Origin of the sequence: Streptosporangium sp. NPDC049644 (assembly GCF_040675205.1) — a bacterium.
Classification (GTDB): Bacteria; Actinomycetota; Actinomycetes; order Streptosporangiales; family Streptosporangiaceae; genus Streptosporangium; species Streptosporangium fukuiense.
In genome coordinates this window covers 80,211-94,640 of the sequence record NZ_JBFAOJ010000019.1, presented here as the reverse complement: position 1 = coordinate 94,640, position 14,430 = coordinate 80,211, and the positions used below count along the sequence as shown (strand labels likewise).

12 protein-coding genes and 3 tRNA genes are annotated in these 14,430 nt (G+C 71.3%); 7 read left to right on the top strand and 8 right to left on the bottom strand.

What is annotated here, in order from left to right; genetic code table 11:
* Positions 1-40: 40 nt before the first annotated feature.
* Both manA and AB0J58_RS14280 read right to left on the bottom strand, forming a co-directional pair.
* A complete protein-coding gene (gene manA / locus AB0J58_RS14285; protein ID WP_364214916.1) occupies positions 41-1,141 on the bottom strand; it encodes a mannose-6-phosphate isomerase, class I in 1,101 nt (366 codons plus the stop codon).
* A 286-nt stretch (positions 1,142-1,427) separates the two neighbouring features.
* Positions 1,428-2,117, bottom strand: coding sequence for a TetR/AcrR family transcriptional regulator (locus AB0J58_RS14280; RefSeq protein WP_364214913.1), 690 nt, complete (start codon positions 2,115-2,117; stop codon positions 1,428-1,430).
* Positions 2,118-2,592: 475 nt separating this feature from the next.
* Between AB0J58_RS14280 and AB0J58_RS14275 the strand changes: the two genes are divergently transcribed.
* A complete protein-coding gene (locus tag AB0J58_RS14275; RefSeq protein ID WP_364214910.1) occupies positions 2,593-4,131 on the top strand; it encodes an MFS transporter in 1,539 nt (512 codons plus the stop codon).
* 111 nt (positions 4,132-4,242) lie between these two features.
* Here AB0J58_RS14275 and AB0J58_RS14270 read toward each other — a convergent pair.
* From AB0J58_RS14270 to AB0J58_RS14260, 3 genes are all read right to left on the bottom strand, one after another.
* A tRNA-Val gene (locus AB0J58_RS14270) sits at positions 4,243-4,317 on the bottom strand.
* Positions 4,318-4,331: 14 nt separating this feature from the next.
* A tRNA-Cys gene (locus tag AB0J58_RS14265) sits at positions 4,332-4,402 on the bottom strand.
* 25 nt (positions 4,403-4,427) lie between these two features.
* Positions 4,428-4,499 (bottom strand) — tRNA-Gly (locus tag AB0J58_RS14260).
* A 150-nt stretch (positions 4,500-4,649) separates the two neighbouring features.
* On the opposite strand from AB0J58_RS14260, the gene hutH reads away from it, so the two are divergent.
* On the top strand, positions 4,650-6,197 hold the full coding sequence (hutH, locus tag AB0J58_RS14255; protein WP_364214907.1) for a histidine ammonia-lyase: 1,548 nt from the start codon (positions 4,650-4,652) through the stop codon (positions 6,195-6,197).
* On the opposite strand, the gene AB0J58_RS14250 is transcribed toward hutH, so the two are convergent.
* Positions 6,194-7,450 carry an NAD(P)-binding domain-containing protein gene (locus tag AB0J58_RS14250; protein ID WP_364214905.1) on the bottom strand — a complete coding sequence of 419 codons (1,257 nt, stop codon included), beginning with the start codon at positions 7,448-7,450 and terminating at the stop codon, positions 6,194-6,196. The genes hutH and AB0J58_RS14250 overlap by 4 nt on opposite strands.
* A gap of 59 nt (positions 7,451-7,509) precedes the next feature.
* Here AB0J58_RS14250 and AB0J58_RS14245 point away from each other — a divergent pair, with 59 nt between their 5' ends.
* The 4 genes from AB0J58_RS14245 (at position 7,510) to AB0J58_RS14230 (ending at position 11,754) form a co-directional block, all read left to right on the top strand.
* Positions 7,510-8,412, top strand: a complete 903-nt coding sequence (locus tag AB0J58_RS14245; RefSeq protein ID WP_364214902.1) for a LysR family transcriptional regulator — start codon at positions 7,510-7,512, stop codon at positions 8,410-8,412.
* Between the two features lie 4 nt (positions 8,413-8,416).
* Complete coding sequence (locus AB0J58_RS14240; RefSeq protein WP_364214899.1) at positions 8,417-9,451, top strand: chorismate-binding protein; 1,035 nt, start codon at positions 8,417-8,419, stop codon at positions 9,449-9,451.
* Between the two features lie 294 nt (positions 9,452-9,745).
* Positions 9,746-10,924, top strand: a complete 1,179-nt coding sequence (gene iscB, locus AB0J58_RS14235) for an RNA-guided endonuclease IscB (RefSeq protein WP_364214896.1) — start codon at positions 9,746-9,748, stop codon at positions 10,922-10,924.
* Positions 10,924-11,754, top strand: coding sequence for an aminotransferase class IV (locus AB0J58_RS14230; RefSeq protein WP_364214893.1), 831 nt, complete (start codon positions 10,924-10,926; stop codon positions 11,752-11,754). The genes iscB and AB0J58_RS14230 overlap by 1 nt, the downstream gene beginning before the upstream one ends.
* A 72-nt stretch (positions 11,755-11,826) precedes the next feature.
* Here the strand turns inward: AB0J58_RS14230 and AB0J58_RS14225 are convergent, their stop codons facing one another.
* Complete coding sequence (locus AB0J58_RS14225) at positions 11,827-13,248, bottom strand: hypothetical protein (protein WP_364214890.1); 1,422 nt, start codon at positions 13,246-13,248, stop codon at positions 11,827-11,829.
* Positions 13,249-13,282: 34 nt separating this feature from the next.
* On the opposite strand from AB0J58_RS14225, the gene AB0J58_RS14220 reads away from it, so the two are divergent.
* Positions 13,283-13,915, top strand: coding sequence for a DUF305 domain-containing protein (locus AB0J58_RS14220; protein ID WP_364214888.1), 633 nt, complete (start codon positions 13,283-13,285; stop codon positions 13,913-13,915).
* Positions 13,916-13,949: 34 nt separating this feature from the next.
* Here AB0J58_RS14220 and AB0J58_RS14215 read toward each other — a convergent pair whose 3' ends face one another.
* On the bottom strand, positions 13,950-14,366 hold the full coding sequence (locus tag AB0J58_RS14215; protein ID WP_012892610.1) for an SsgA family sporulation/cell division regulator: 417 nt from the start codon (positions 14,364-14,366) through the stop codon (positions 13,950-13,952).
* Positions 14,367-14,430: the final 64 nt, after the last annotated feature.

Here is a 14,430-nt window from a genome sequence, read left to right as displayed (position 1 = left end):
GCCGGACCTCACCGGGAGGCGTTCACCTGCATCCGCGCCGTCAGTCGAGGCCCGGTTCGGCCCAGAAGACCGTCCCGGAGCCGCGCAGGCGGACCGGTCCGGCGGCGCGGACGAAGACGGACTCGCCCGGCCGCAGCATCCGCCCGCCGACCTCGACCTCGCCCTGGGTGCACACCAGGATGCGCGGCACTCCGCCCTCCAGGGTGAGCCCGGAGCCCGGAACGGCCGTGCCGAGGCGGAACTCCGGGGCGGGAGTGCGGTAGAGGTTGCCGACCGGCTCGACCGGCAGGGGCGAGATCGAGGGGTCGGTGACGCGCAGCAACTCGTCGATGTCCATCGGCTTGCTCGTCAGCCCCGCGCGGAGCACGTTGTCGGAGCTGCCCATGATCTCCACACCGAAACCGCCCAGGTAGCAGTGCAGGACTCCCGCGCCCAGGAACAGCGCCTCGCCGGGCCGCAGCTCGTGGCGGCGCAGGAAGAGCGGGGCGAGACAGGCCGGGTCTTCCGGATGGATACCGGTCAGGCGCACCACAAGTTCGCGGTCGGGGCCGCCCGCGGCCGACGCGGCCCGCGCGATCGCGGCCACCAGGTCCGCCCTGCCCTCCTTCGGCCACTCCACCAGCGTGCGGAGCGCGGTGGAGGCGTCCCCGACGGCCAGCGGCGCCACGACGGGCTCCAGTTCCGGGACGCCAAGCCCGCCGATGAGCGCCGCGGCCTCCGCGGGCGGGCGGAATCCGGCCAGCGCGGTGAACGGGGTCAGCGCGCAGATCAGCTCGGGCTTGGGGAACGGGTCGACGTAGACGCCCCTGGCGTAGCCCTCCGCCGCCTGCTGCCGCGACGGATGAACCTGCAGTGACAGCGGCAGGTCCACGGCGATCAGCTTCAGCAGGTACGGCAACCGCGAGCCGAACCGCTCAACGGTCCTCTCTCCGAGCTCGGCCACCGGATCGGCGGCCACCGTCTCGGCGAGGGAGTGCCACGTCCCCCGCCGCAGCACCGACGAGGAGCCGGACGGGTGGGTGCCGAACCACATCTCCGCCTCGGGCCGCTCCGCGGGGGAGGGGCGCCCGGCCAGCGTGGCGATGGCCGTGTGCGAGCCCCAGTCGTAGTTCTTCACGGGATTGCGCAGCAGGCTCGTCACGACGCCTCCACCGTCTCCGCCGTCTTCGGCAGGGGAGAGCGCCGCGACGCGGGGATCTCGCCCGGCCCGGTCCGGTCGGCCGCCGCGCGGGCGGCGGGGATGAAGGGGCCGTTCATGATCCTCCGAGTCCATGAGTCCGAGCAGGAAACGAATGAAAGCCGCAGAACGCCGATGCTACGCGTCTTCGGCGCCCCCCGGCCGCTAATGCACGACCAAGACCGGGTGAACAAGTCCGTCGACCGCGGGGGCTCACCGCCTGGGGCCCCGCACCGCCACGCGGCGGTCCCTACCGTGCCAGGCCGCGGGCGGAATCCGGTTCCTTCTCCTGGCCTTCCACCAGAACGGCGAGACCGTCGAGAAGGCGCCCCAGGCCGAACTCGAACCACTCGTCGATGTCGATCACGTCCCCCCGCTCCGCGTGGAGTCTGGACAGTATCGGGAACCGCCCGGACTCCAGGATCTCCAGGAGCGCCGGCGCCCTCGACACGCGCCACTGCCCGGCCGTGACCCCGGTACGACGCTCGGCCTCCACTTCGTTCACCAGCAGCAGGGCCGCGCCCTGCACCTGGGCGCTCACCGTCATGGCCACCCAGTGCGTTGTCGTCGGGTCGAGACCGAGGCCGTCCAGGGCGCGCATCGCCCACTCGACGTCGGCCAGCACGTTCGGCCCGATCGGCGGCCGGGGGGTGGCGATGACCCGCAGCACCCAGGGGTGCTTGGAGTACATGCGCCACTCCCGCCTCGCCGCGGCCTCCAGCCCCGTGCGCCAGCCACCGGGAACGGAGTCCGGATGCGGGTCCTCGCCGAAGACGGCCTCGACCATCAACTCGACGAGCGCGTCCTTGCCCGGCACGTAGCGATACAGCGACATCGCGCCGGTGCCCAACTCGGTCGCGACGCGGCGCATCGACAGCGCGTCCAGCCCCTCGGCGTCGGTGATCCGGACCGCGGTGCGCACGATCCGCTCGGTGCTCAAGCCGGCTGGGGGCTCGTGCCGTCCCGCCGGATCGCCGGTGCTCGGCGGGGGCGTGGGGAGAACGGTCCGCGGCGCGGGCTCGGCGCGGCGCACGGCTCGTCCGGCGGTGCGGATCCGGTAGGCCTGTGCCTGACAGGCACGGGAGCAGTACCGCGGGCGTCGCCCCCGGGGCGCGGCGTCCAACGGCTTTCCACATTGCGCACACGTCAACATGCGTCCTCGTCCAATTCCGGCACACCCACTGGTGTGACGAAATTCTAACACGTGTTTTTTGTGACGTAATGAGAGGCGGTTGTGTGACGTTATGGCGAGCGGGATGCGCCGCCATCTGGCTGGACCTCCGTGCTTTGAAGGTATTTCTGCACGTTAATTCGTGCCGCTTTGGCCTGGATATCAACTCTTGCGCACGTCCAAAAATTTTGCGTACGATGTATGCGCATATTTGGCGTACAGGATATCCGAGGAGGTTTCGGCAATGGTGCGAACGGCGGCCACGGCAGGGCGGAGGGAATGGCTCGGACTCGCGGTGCTCGTCCTGCCCGTCCTGCTCGTCTCGGTGACCGTGACGGTGCCCTACTTCGCGCTGCCCTTCCTGAGCGCGGACCTCATGCCGACCGGCTCCCAGCTGCTGTGGATCGTCGACATCTACGCCTTCCTGCTGGCCGGTCTGCTGATCACGATGGGTGCCCTGGGGGACAGGATCGGCCGCCGGAAGCTGTTGCTGATCGGAGCCGCCGCGTTCGGCGTCACGTCGGTCATCGCCGCGTACGCCCCCAGCGCCGAGTCGCTCATCGCGGCCCGTGCCCTGCAGGGCGCTGCGGCGGCGAGCCTGATGCCGCCCACCCTCGCGCTGATCCGGGACATGTTCCGCGATCCGCGGCAGCGCCGGACGGCCGTCGCGGTATGGGCCGCCGGCTTCGCCGGGGGCGGCGTGCTGGGGCCGATCGTGGGCGGCCGACTGCTGGAGCACCTCTGGTGGGGGGCGGTGTTCCTGATCAACGTGCCGGTCATGGTCCTGCTGCTGGTGCTGGGGCCGATCGTGCTCCCCGAGTACCGTGATCCGCGCCCCTGGAGCTTCGACCTGCTCAGTGCCGCGCTCTCACTGGCGGCCGTGCTGCCGACGGTCTACGGGATCAAGCAGTTCGCCGTCGACGGCCTCGGCCTCCAGGCGCTGCTCGGCGTCGTCGCCGGGTCGGTGTTCTGCGTCGCCTTTCTGCGCAGGCAGCGGACGCTGCCCACCCCGATGCTCGACCTGAGACTGTTCGCCGACCGGGGCTTCACCGTGTCCCTGATCACGAGCACGCTCGCGGTCTTCGCCCTGGTCGGGCTGTTCTACTTCGTCGCGCAGTACCTGCAGATGGTGCTCGGGCTACGGCCGTTCGTCGCGGGGCTGCTGACCCTGCCCGCGGCCGGAACCGCCCTCGCCGGCTCGATGCTGGCCGCCGTGATCGCGCAGCGGGTACGCCCGGGACACATCATGGGCGGCGGCATGACGCTCGTCGCCGGAGGCTTCCTGGTGATGAGCGGGATCGAGGTGGACTCCGGGCGGTGGCCCCTCATCGGCGGCCTGCTCCTGCTGGGGACGGGGATCGGAGCGGTGCAGGCGACGGCCTCCGACATGATCGTCGCTGTCGCCCCGCCGGAGCGCGCGGGCTCGGCATCCGCGATCATGGAGGCCGCCACCGAGCTGGGCGGCGCGCTCGGCGTCGCGATCCTGGGCGGCATCGGGCTGGCCGTCTACGGCGAGAGGCTCACCGCGGCGGATCCCGCACTGCCCCCCGAGTACGCCGAGGCGGCGCGCGAGACCCTGGGCGGCGCCGTCGAGGTGGCCGCGCGGATACCGGGAGCGGAGGGAGCGGCCCTGCTCGACGTCGCCCGCTCGGCCTTCACCGACGGCATGCACCTGGCCGCCCTCCTCGGGGCAGCCTGCATGGCACTGACGGCGCTGCTGACCGTGCTCCTGCTCCGGCCGGTGCGGGTGGACACCTCGACGGCGGCCGGCGGCGCCGACTGATCCTGTTCGCGCCGCGGTTCAACGGCGACCGGCCAGAAGACCACGAAGCCGCCAAGGCCCCGAACCGGGATCTTGACGGCTGTTCGATCCGCTCATGGTCGCCATGAGCGGTGGTGGACGATACAGGGATTGAACCTGTGACCTCTTCCGTGTCAGGGAAGCGCTCTCCCGCTGAGCTAATCGTCCTCGCTGCGAACCAGAGGTGGAGACGGGATTTGAACCCGTGTACACGGCTTTGCAGGCCGTTGCCTCGCCTCTCGGCCACTCCACCGAGTGGGGGACCGAAGTCCCTTCCGAGCGGAAGACGGGATTCGAACCCGCGACCCTCACCTTGGCAAGGTGATGCTCTACCACTGAGCCACTTCCGCGTGCCTCCGGGGCCTGCCCGGACTCACTGCGAGAACTCTAGCGAATACCCGGCCACTCCCCAAACCGAGCGCTACCGGTATCGTGAGATGTAAGGAGCCAGTAATAGGTTCACCAGTTACCGGGTTCAACCTACGCGAGAGAGTGACAGCATGCGCGACAACGAGGTCGTGAACGTCGGGCCGGAGCCGCTGAGCTTCGAGCAGGTCGTCGAGGTCGCCAGGTACGGTGCCCCCGTGCGCCTCACCGACGACGCCGTGGCCGCCATGGCCGCGGCCCGCACGCGCGTGGACGAACTGGCCGAGAGCCCCACCCCCGCCTACGGCGTCTCGACCGGGTTCGGCGCCCTGGCCACCCGGCACATCGACCCGGCGCTCCGCGCGCAGCTGCAGCGATCCCTGGTCCGCTCGCACGCCGCCGGGTCCGGCCCCGAGGTCGAGGTCGAGGTGACCCGCGCGATGATGCTGCTGCGCCTGCACACCCTGGCCACCGGCCACACCGGGGTCCGCCCGAAGACGGCCAGGGTGCTGGAGAGCCTGCTCAACGCGCGGATCACCCCCGTCGTGCACGAGTACGGCAGCCTCGGCTGCTCGGGCGACCTCGCGCCGCTCTCCCACGTGGCCCTCACGATCATGGGTGAGGGTGTCGTCCGGGACGCCGCCGGAGAGCGGGCCGACGCCGCGGAGGCGCTCAAGCAGGCGGGCATCGAGCCCGTCGAACTGGTGGCCAAGGAGGGGCTCGCGCTCGTCAACGGCACCGACGGCATGCTCGGCATGCTCATCCTGGCCATGGACGACCTCGCCCGCCTGTTCAGGACCGCCGACATCGGCGCGGCCATGAGCGTGGAGGCGCTGCTGGGCACCGACCGGGTCTTCGCCGCCGACCTGCAGGCCCTGCGCCCGCACCCTGGGCAGGCGGCCAGCGCCGCCAACCTCAGGGCGCTGCTCGCGGGCTCGCAGATCATGGACTCCCACCGGGACGGCACCTGCACCCGGGTCCAGGACGCCTACTCCCTGCGGTGCGCCCCGCAGGTCGCCGGCGCCGCCCGGGACACCCTGGCGCACGCCGCCTCGGTCGCCGGACGGGAGCTCGCCTCGGCGATCGACAACCCGGTGGTCCTGGCCGACGGCCGGGTGGAGTCCAACGGCAACTTCCACGGCGCCCCCGTCGGCTACGTGCTCGACTTCCTCGCCATCGCGGTCGCGGACATGGCGAGCATCTCCGAACGCCGCACCGACCGCATGCTGGACGTGGCACGCAGCCACGGCCTGCCGGCCTTCCTCGCCGACGATCCCGGCGTCGACTCCGGTCACATGATCGCCCAGTACACCCAGGCGGCGGTGGTCTCCGAGCTCAAGCGCCTGGCCGTGCCCGCGAGCGTCGACTCGATCCCGAGCTCCGCCATGCAGGAGGACCACGTCTCCATGGGCTGGTCGGCCGCGCGCAAGCTGCGCCGCTCGGTGGACGGCCTCACCCGGGTGCTCGCGGTGGAGATCCTCACCGCCGCGCGGGCCCTGGACCTGCGCGCCCCGCTGCGGCCCGCCCCGGCGACCGGGGCGGTGCTGGCGGCCCTGCGCCAGGTCGTCCCCGGCCCGGGACCCGACCGCTTCCTCGCTCCGGAGATCGAGGCGGTGGTGGGGCTCGTCGCGGGCGACGCGATCGTCGCCGCCGCCGAGACGGTCACCGGCCCCCTGGCCTAGTACCGTCCCGCCGGGATGGCGGCGACCACGTCCACCTCGATGAGCAGCCCCGGCGAGAACAGCCGTGACACCTCCACCGTCGTGCTGGCCGGGGGCTCGCCGGTGATGTGGCGCCCGCGCACGGCCGCGTACTCCGGCAGCAGTGACATGTCCGTCAGGTAGGTCCGGATGTGGGTCACGTCGTCGAACGTGCAGCCCTGGTCGGCGAGGACGCGGGACAGCCGGTCCATCACGTACTCGGACTGGCGGGTCATGTCCTCCTCGCCGACCACCTTCCCCTCCCCGTCCATGGCCACCTGCCCGGAGACGAACAGCAGATCCCCCGCCCTGGTGGCGTGCGAGTAACGCCCGTTGGTGGCGGGGACCGTGGCCGGGTTTATCCTCTCCACGCCGGTACGGCCCCGCCGATCGCTCCGCTCCGTGTCCCGGGCCGCCCCCGCGGGACCGGTCGCGGTGAGGTACGCGAAGATCGCCGTCAGGTCCGCGTCGCCCAGCCCGGCCGCCGCCGCGCCGGCCAGCCGCCTCCCGGCCGCGGCGGCGAGGGTCCGGGTCCCGTGCGCGGCCAGCGCCATGTCCTTGGCGGCCAGTCCGAGGGCGTAGCGCGTCTCGCCCGGGCCGTTCTCGACGGCCGGGCGGACCCGTTCGACGAGCGCTCCCAGCGGTGTGCCGCCGAGCACGTCCAGCAGCGTCCCGGTGTCCACTCCGGTCGCCTCCGCGCGGGCGACGGTCTCGGCGAGCAGCACCTGGGCGGGCACCAGCGCGCTCATCACGGCCAGCTTCATCGCCGCGCCCGCGCCGGGGCCGCCCACCTCGCGCACCCGGCCGAACACCTCCAGCGCCTTCCGGCAGTGGGCCAGGTCCTGGGCGAGCCCGCCGGCCAGCACCGTCAGCGTGCCGTCCCCGGCGGGCCCCACGCTGCCCAGGACCGGCGCGTCGACCAGTCCCACCCCGGGGGGAAGCAGGTCGCGGAGCCCGGCCACCGCCTCGGGTCCGATCGTGGACATCTCCACGACCACGGTCCCGGCCCGCAGCCCCGGCGCCGCGTCCGAGAGCACCCGCCGCACCACCGCCGGGTCGCTGAGCATCGTGATCACTAGTTCCGCGCCCGCCACCGCCGTCGCCGGTGAGGTCGCCGCGGTGGCCCCCTCGACCACGCGGGGGGTGCGGTTCCACACCGTCACCTCGTGCCCGGCCGCCACGAGCCGCCGGGCCATCAGGGCGCCCATACGCCCCAGACCAAGAAAAGAAATCACGCGCCTCACGCTAGGGGGCCGATAAGGCATTCCACCAGCGACTAGATTGCATGTAAGCCATGCGAAGGGGGAATGTGTTCGACATCGAAGGGCTCCGCCTGCTGGACACCGTGGCCCGCACCGGGTCTTTCACCGCGGCCGCCGCCAGGCTCAGCTACACCCAGTCCGCGGTCTCCCGGCGCATCGCCGCGCTCGAACACCGCGCGGGCGGACCGCTGTTCGAGCGGCTGCCGCGCGGGGTGCGGCTGACGCCCGCCGGCGAGGCGCTGCACCACCACGCCCAGGTGGTGCTGAACCAGCTGACCAGGGCGGAGGAGGAACTGGCCGGCATTCACGGCGGTTACCGGGGGCGGCTGCGGGTGGGCGCGTTCGCCACCGCCAACGTCGCGCTCGTGCCGGGTGCCCTGCGCGAGTTCTGCGAGGAGTCCCCCGAGGTCGAACTCGTCCCGATCGAGGGGCCGAGCCGCAGCCTGCTGCGCCGCATGCGAGAGGGTGGCCTGGATGTCGCGGTGGTCAGTGACCACCTCGCCGAACTGCCCCGCCAGGAGGAGGTGGAGATGGTCCAGTTGGCCGACGACGAGCTGTTCGTCGCGCTCCGCCGTGACCACCGGCTGGCCGGGGAGGAGGTCGTCGACCTGCGCGAGCTGCGGGAGGAGACCTGGATCGAGGCGTCTTTGCCGGGCCGGGCCACCGCTCTCGCCGCGGCCTGTGCCAGGGCCGGGTTCACCCCCCGTGCCTCGGTCAGGATCAGCGAGTGGACGGGCAAGTTCGGGTTCGTCGCGGCCGGGCTCGGCATCACGCTGGTGCCCGCCATCGCCGCGCACGCCGTACCCCCCGATCTGGTGCTCCGCTCCCTCGGCGAGCTCGCCCCCCGCAGGGCCGTTTACGCGGCCCTGCCGCCCGTCCCGCTGCCCGCGGCCCGCACCCTGGTGCGTCTGTTGATCGGACAAGCGAGACAATAGGGAAGTGCATGACTCTTTTGCGCATGTCACTGGACATCTGGCCACGGGGCTCCGGGATGTCACCACCGACCTGACCGCTTTGGACGGCGAGGGGTGGTGGGCCGTCGTGGTCGACTACGAGGGCAAGGTGACGTGCGCCAGGTTCGACGACGTCCGTCAGGCCCCGCTGCCCGTGCCGCGCGGCCCCTGGCGCGGGCCGCACCCGTCGTCGTGGCGCAGCTCCCTGGACCGGGCCGGGTACGAGGACGGCGTGCGGCGCATCCGCTCGTACATCGAGCGTGGCGAGGTCTACCAGGCCAACCTGTGCCGGGTGCTGAACGCGCCGCTGCCCGCGGGAGGGGAGGCGGACCCGCTGGCACTGGCCGTACGGCTGGCGGAGGGCAACCCCGCCCCCTACGCCGCGATGGTGAGCCTGCCGGGACTGAGCGTCGTGTCGGCCTCTCCCGAGCTCTACCTGTCCAGGGACGGCGACGTGGTCGAGTCCAGACCGATCAAGGGGACCGGAGTCACCGAGGAGGACCTGCAGGAGAAGGACTACGCGGAGAACGTGATGATCGTCGATCTCGTCCGCAACGACCTGGGCAGGGTCGCCGAGGTCGGCTCGGTGAGCGTGCCCGCCCTGTGCGAGGTGGAGGAGCATCCCGGTCTCGTGCACCTGGTCTCCACGGTCAGAGCGCGGCTCGCGCCGGGATGCGGGTGGCCCGAGCTGTTCGGCGCGACCTTCCCGCCGGGGTCGGTGACCGGGGCCCCGAAATCCTCGGCCCTGCGTATCATCGATGAGCTCGAACCCGAGCCGCGCGGGCCGTACTGTGGGACCGTGGGCTGGGTCGACGCCGACCGGCGGCGGGCGTCGCTGGCCGTGGGGATCCGCACGTTCTGGCTGTCGTCCGGTGAGATCCGTTTCGGCACGGGCGCGGGCATAACCTGGGGGAGCGACCCGCGCCGCGAATGGGACGAGACCGAGCTGAAGGCCTCCCGGCTCGTCGCACTGGCATCAACATCAGGTTCAGAAGGAGTCGCGTCAACGACCCCCTCCTGAAGGAGAGGGCTTGAGGCGCGGTAATGCGCTTTACAAGCCCCGCGTTGACCAGCCCTGGCCGTCAGCTCAAGGAGGTGCGTTTTGATGGCTACGTTGAACACAAGATCGCAGACCGACCCTGGGGTGCTTCCTCAGCCCCAGGCTCTCGAATCCGTGGGAGCGGGCACGCCCGGGGGTGGGCACGAAACGGCTCACGGACACCGCCGCCAGGCGGTACCTGGTGTTCAACCTGGGCGAGGGGAGATCGAACCGACCGGCACCCGGTCCGTTCGGCGTCACCCCGAGGACGCTTCGGTGTCCGAGGGAGCGAACCGTGAGGTTCACCCCGCCGTGTTCGTCCTCGACGAGCGCGGCCACCCGCTCGACCTCTGTCACCCCGCCCGTGCCCGCCGCCTGCCGGCGGTCGGGCGGGCGGTGGTGGTGCGTCACCCCCCGTTCGTCATCCGCCTCAAAGACCGGTCGGTAGCCGATTCCACCGTGGCAGGCGTACAGGTCGGTATCGACCCCGGCTCCAAGCACACCGGCCTGGCCATATTCACCGACCGCGACGGGAGCCGGACCGGACGGTACGCGATCCAGTTCGACCACCGAGGCGCGGCGATCCGCGACAAGCCCGCTTCGCGGGCCGCGTACCGGCGGGGGAGACGGTCACGCAACCTGCGCTACCGCGCATCCCGTTTCTCCAACCGCACCAAGCCGAAGGGGTGGCTCGCGCCGTCGCTGCGACACCGCATCGAGACCACCATGTCGCAGGTGGCGCGGCTGACCCGGTGGGTGCCCGTGATCGCCGTGCACGTGGAGAAGGTCTCCTTCGACACGCACGCCCTCTCGGCGGGCAAGCCGTTGGAAGGAGTGGAGTACCGGCAGGGCACCCTCGCCGGGTACGAGGTCCGCGAATACCTGCTGGCCAAATGGGGGCGCACCGCCGCGGTCAACGCCACCCGGTGGGCGCTGTGGCGGGCCCTGGAAGCGACCGGCCTACCTGTGGCCACCGCCTCCGGTGGCCGCACCAAATGGAACCGCTCCCGCACCGGCGCCGCCAAGTCCCACACCTTGGACGCGCTACACGTCGGCGACCTCGACACCGTGACCACCTGGCCGTCCACCGTGCTCGTGGCCAAGGCGACCGGGCGCGGCAGCTACGCCCGCACCCGCACCGACCGCTACGGCTTCCCTCGGCTACGACTGCCCCGGACCAAGCAGGTCAAGGGGTTCGCCACCGGAGACCTGGTCCGCGCCACCGTCCCGACCGGTAAGAAGGCCGGAGTCCACACCGGGCGGGTCGCGGTCCGCAGCACCGGCAGTTTCAACATCACCACCCGGCACGGCACCGTGCAGGGCGTCGGCCACCGCCACGCCCGCCTGCTCCAACGAGCAGACGGCCACGGCTACACCACCCACCCAGAAGCGCGGCACGGTGCCGCGTCTCCTCCCCCGCCTGAAGGCGGGGGTATCCACACTGGAGGTACCTGATGAAGACACCTGTATGGCTCAACGGGGAACTCGTCTCTCCGGATCAGGCCGCCGTTTCAGTTTTCGATCATGGTTTGATGGTCGGCGACGGGGTGTTCGAGACCATCAAGTGCGTGAACGGCGCCACGTTCGCGCTCACCCGCCACCTAGACCGGCTCACGCTCTCGGCGCGGCGCATGGAACTGCCCGATCCCGACACCGACGCGATCGCCGCCGGGATCCATGCCTGTCTGGCCGAAGCCCCGCCGTGGCGGCTCGGCCGCGTCCGGGTCACCTACACCAGCGGCCCGGGGCCGCTCGGCTCGGACCGGGGCGAGGCGGGTTGCACGACCGTGGTGATCGTCGACGAGCAGAAGCCGTTCCCGGCCACCGCCGACGTCACGGTCGTGCCCTGGCCGCGCAACGAGCGCGGTGCGCTCGCCGGGGTGAAGAGCACCTCCTACGGTGACAACGCCAGGGCGCTGTTCTACGCCAAGGCCGCCGGCGGCGGTGAGGCGATCTTCGAGAACACCGCGGGAGACCTCTGCGAGGGCACCGGCAGCAACGTCTTCATCGTGCGTGACGGCCGGCTGGTCACTCCCACGCTCGCCTCGGGCTGTCTGGCCGGGGTCACCCGCGCGCTCGCGCTGGAGTGGTGCGGGGGAATCGAGGAGGACGTCCCGCTCTCGGCCCTGTACGAGGCGGACGAGGCGTTCCTGACCTCCACCACCCGTGACATCCAGCCGATCCGCGCGGTCGACCAGACCGTGCTGCCCGCCGCGCCCGGCCCGATCACCGCCAAGGCCATGCGGGTCTTCGCCGAGCGCTCCGCCGCCGACCTCGACCCCTGAGGCCCGGGGTTTCCGATTCCGGCGAGGGCGCGCCCTCGCCGGAAGACCGGTCGCCCGGCGATCACGGATCGGCTAGTAGGACACCTGGGTCTGCGCGTTCAGCTCCTTGATCCTGACCTTGGCGGCCGGGTCGGTCAGCGGGTCGTCGATGCGGAGCACGTCCAGACCCCTGGTGATGTCACTGGAGTAGATGTGGCCGTTGTAGTAGTACGCCGACCACGAGCCGCCGACTCCCTGAATCGGGCCCCGCTCGAAGAAGCCGATCTCCTGGGGGCTGGCCGCGTCGGTGAAGTCCCAGATGGACACCCCGCCCTGGTACCACGCCTGGACCATGATGTCCTTTCCCGGCACGGGTAGCAGCGATCCGTTGTGCGCGACGCAGTTCTCGTCGGACGTCTGCTCCCTCGGGATCTTGAAGTAGCCGCGGAGCGTGAGCCTGCGGTCCTCGCCGAGGTCGTACACGGCGCTGGCGCCCTTGGTCTTCGGGGTTCCGGAGTCGCAGGTCGCGCTCACGCCACCGCCCAGCTCGTCCCCGAAGACGATTTTGGTGGCATCGTTGTTGAACGTCGCCGAGTGCCAGATGGCGAAGTTCTCCTTGTCGCTCACGTGCTGGAGCACCTTGGGGTTGGCCCGGTCGGTGATGTCCAGCAGGACCCCGTCTCCGAAGCAGGCCGCGGCGGCCAAGTTCTTCTCGGGGTAGGCCGTGATGTCGTGGCAGCCGCCGAGGCCGTCCTCGCCCGGCTGGTCGGAGAGCAGCGGCGCCGAGACCACCTTGGCCGTCTGGGGTGCCTTGACGGGCACCTCGACCACGGAGATCTTGTTGTACGGCGCCGCGCAGGTCGTCGACTGGGCTTCGGGGCCGGGGGCGGAGATGTAGAGGTAGACCGTGTCCGCGCTCTTGCCCGGAACCAGGGTGTGGGTGTGTGAGCCGCAGTCGGTGCGGACCGCCGAGACGAACCTGGGATGGGACTTGTCGGTGATGTCGAAGATCCGGATGCCCTCCCAGCCGTCCGACTCCGGGTTGCCGCGCGGGGCGTCGCACTCCGGGCCGCCCCGGACGGAGTCGATCGACAGGAACAGCAGGTTCCCGCTCACCGAGACGTCGTTCTGCTCGCCGGGGCAGAGCACCTGGCTGACCACCGAGGGGTGGGAGGGGTCGGAGATGTCGAAGACGCTGAAGCCGTCGAAGTTGCCGACGAACGCGTAGTCGCCCTGGAAGGCCAGGTCGGTGCCCCACGCCTGGGGCCCGTTGAGCGGGGCGCCGAGCGGCACGTTGGCCAGGTGCGTGACGTTGTCACTGTGGGTGCCGTCCCCGGAGATCCCGGGGGAGGGGGTCCCCGCCGCCTGCTCGGTGGCGCCCGGGCTCTTCTCGGAGGCGGCCGCGGGCGGTGGGTCCTGGGGTGTCGGATCCGCCCCGCACCCGGCCACAAGAAGTAGCGCGGCCAGGCCGAACGCCATGGTCGATCGCACGGTGCCCCCATTACGTCGGTCCACTTGCCCCATTATTGAAGCTATGCGGAGGATTCGTATGCCGAGTCAGATTATCGCGGTGATCATGGCGATATCGGTTCTTGGCGGATGCGCGGAGGCGGCGCAGCGAGGGCCGGCACCGCTCGTCGCGGAGACCGGCGCGCCGGTGATAGTCCCGGGCGGCCCCGGTGAGGCGGGCCGTACGGCGCGGCCGGGCGAGAATCTCGGGGAGTCCGAGGCCAGGGTCACGGCGGCCGACGTGAGGTTCGCCGAAGGCATGATCCCGCACCACCGGCAGGCACTGGAGATGGCGGAGCTGGTCCCGGCCAGGTCGTCCTCGCCGGTCCTGCGGAAGCTCGCCGAGCGGATCACCGCGGCGCAGCGGCCGGAGATCGCGGCCATGACGTCGTGGCTGGAGGCGGTCGGCCGGGCGCCGCAGGGGCACGAGGGGCATGACGAGCACGCCGTCACGCTGGAGGAGATGAACCGGCTCAGGGGGGCCAGGGGAGCGGCCTTCGACACGCTCTTCCTGACCCTCATGATCACCCACCACGAGGCGGCGGTCACGATGGCAGGGCTCCAGCTCCGCGAGGGCGCCGACCGGGCCATGCTGGCCGTCGCCAAGGACGTCGTCTCGGGCCAGGGCATCGAGATCGCCCGGATGCGGCGCCTGCTCAAGCCCGCGGCGTAGGCCGAGGTCCCGCCGGGGCGCGGGGAGAGCCGGGTCAGGAACTCCAGAGCATGTTGCTGAGCTCGGCGTCCAGATCCATGAAGTCGGTCTCGCGGCCCGCGGGCACCAGCTCGTACGTCCGGTGCAGGAACTCCGTGAGCGGAGCCAGCGGCACCTCGAACAGCGCCTGTCCGAACGGCGAGGTGAGGCTGATGTGCAGCGTGCGCTCGCCGTCGGCACGCGCCGGCCACACCTGCACGTCACCGTCGCCCACCCGCCGCACGATGCCGACGGTCAGCAACTCGCGGGCGAAGATCCACTCGACCGGCTCGTCGTTCCCCACGTGGAAGGCCATTCTGATCGCGTAAGGATCATCGGCCGTGTAGCTGAGTCCGGCGAGCAGGGGGACGGTGGTACGGTCGGGGACCACAAGCCGAAGGCCTAGCTCGGCAGAGACGGTGGCGCTGTTCATCGTCAGCCAAACCTTTTCGTCGTCGGTCCCCTCTTCGGGGCTTTCACTGCTCTCAAGCGGGCTT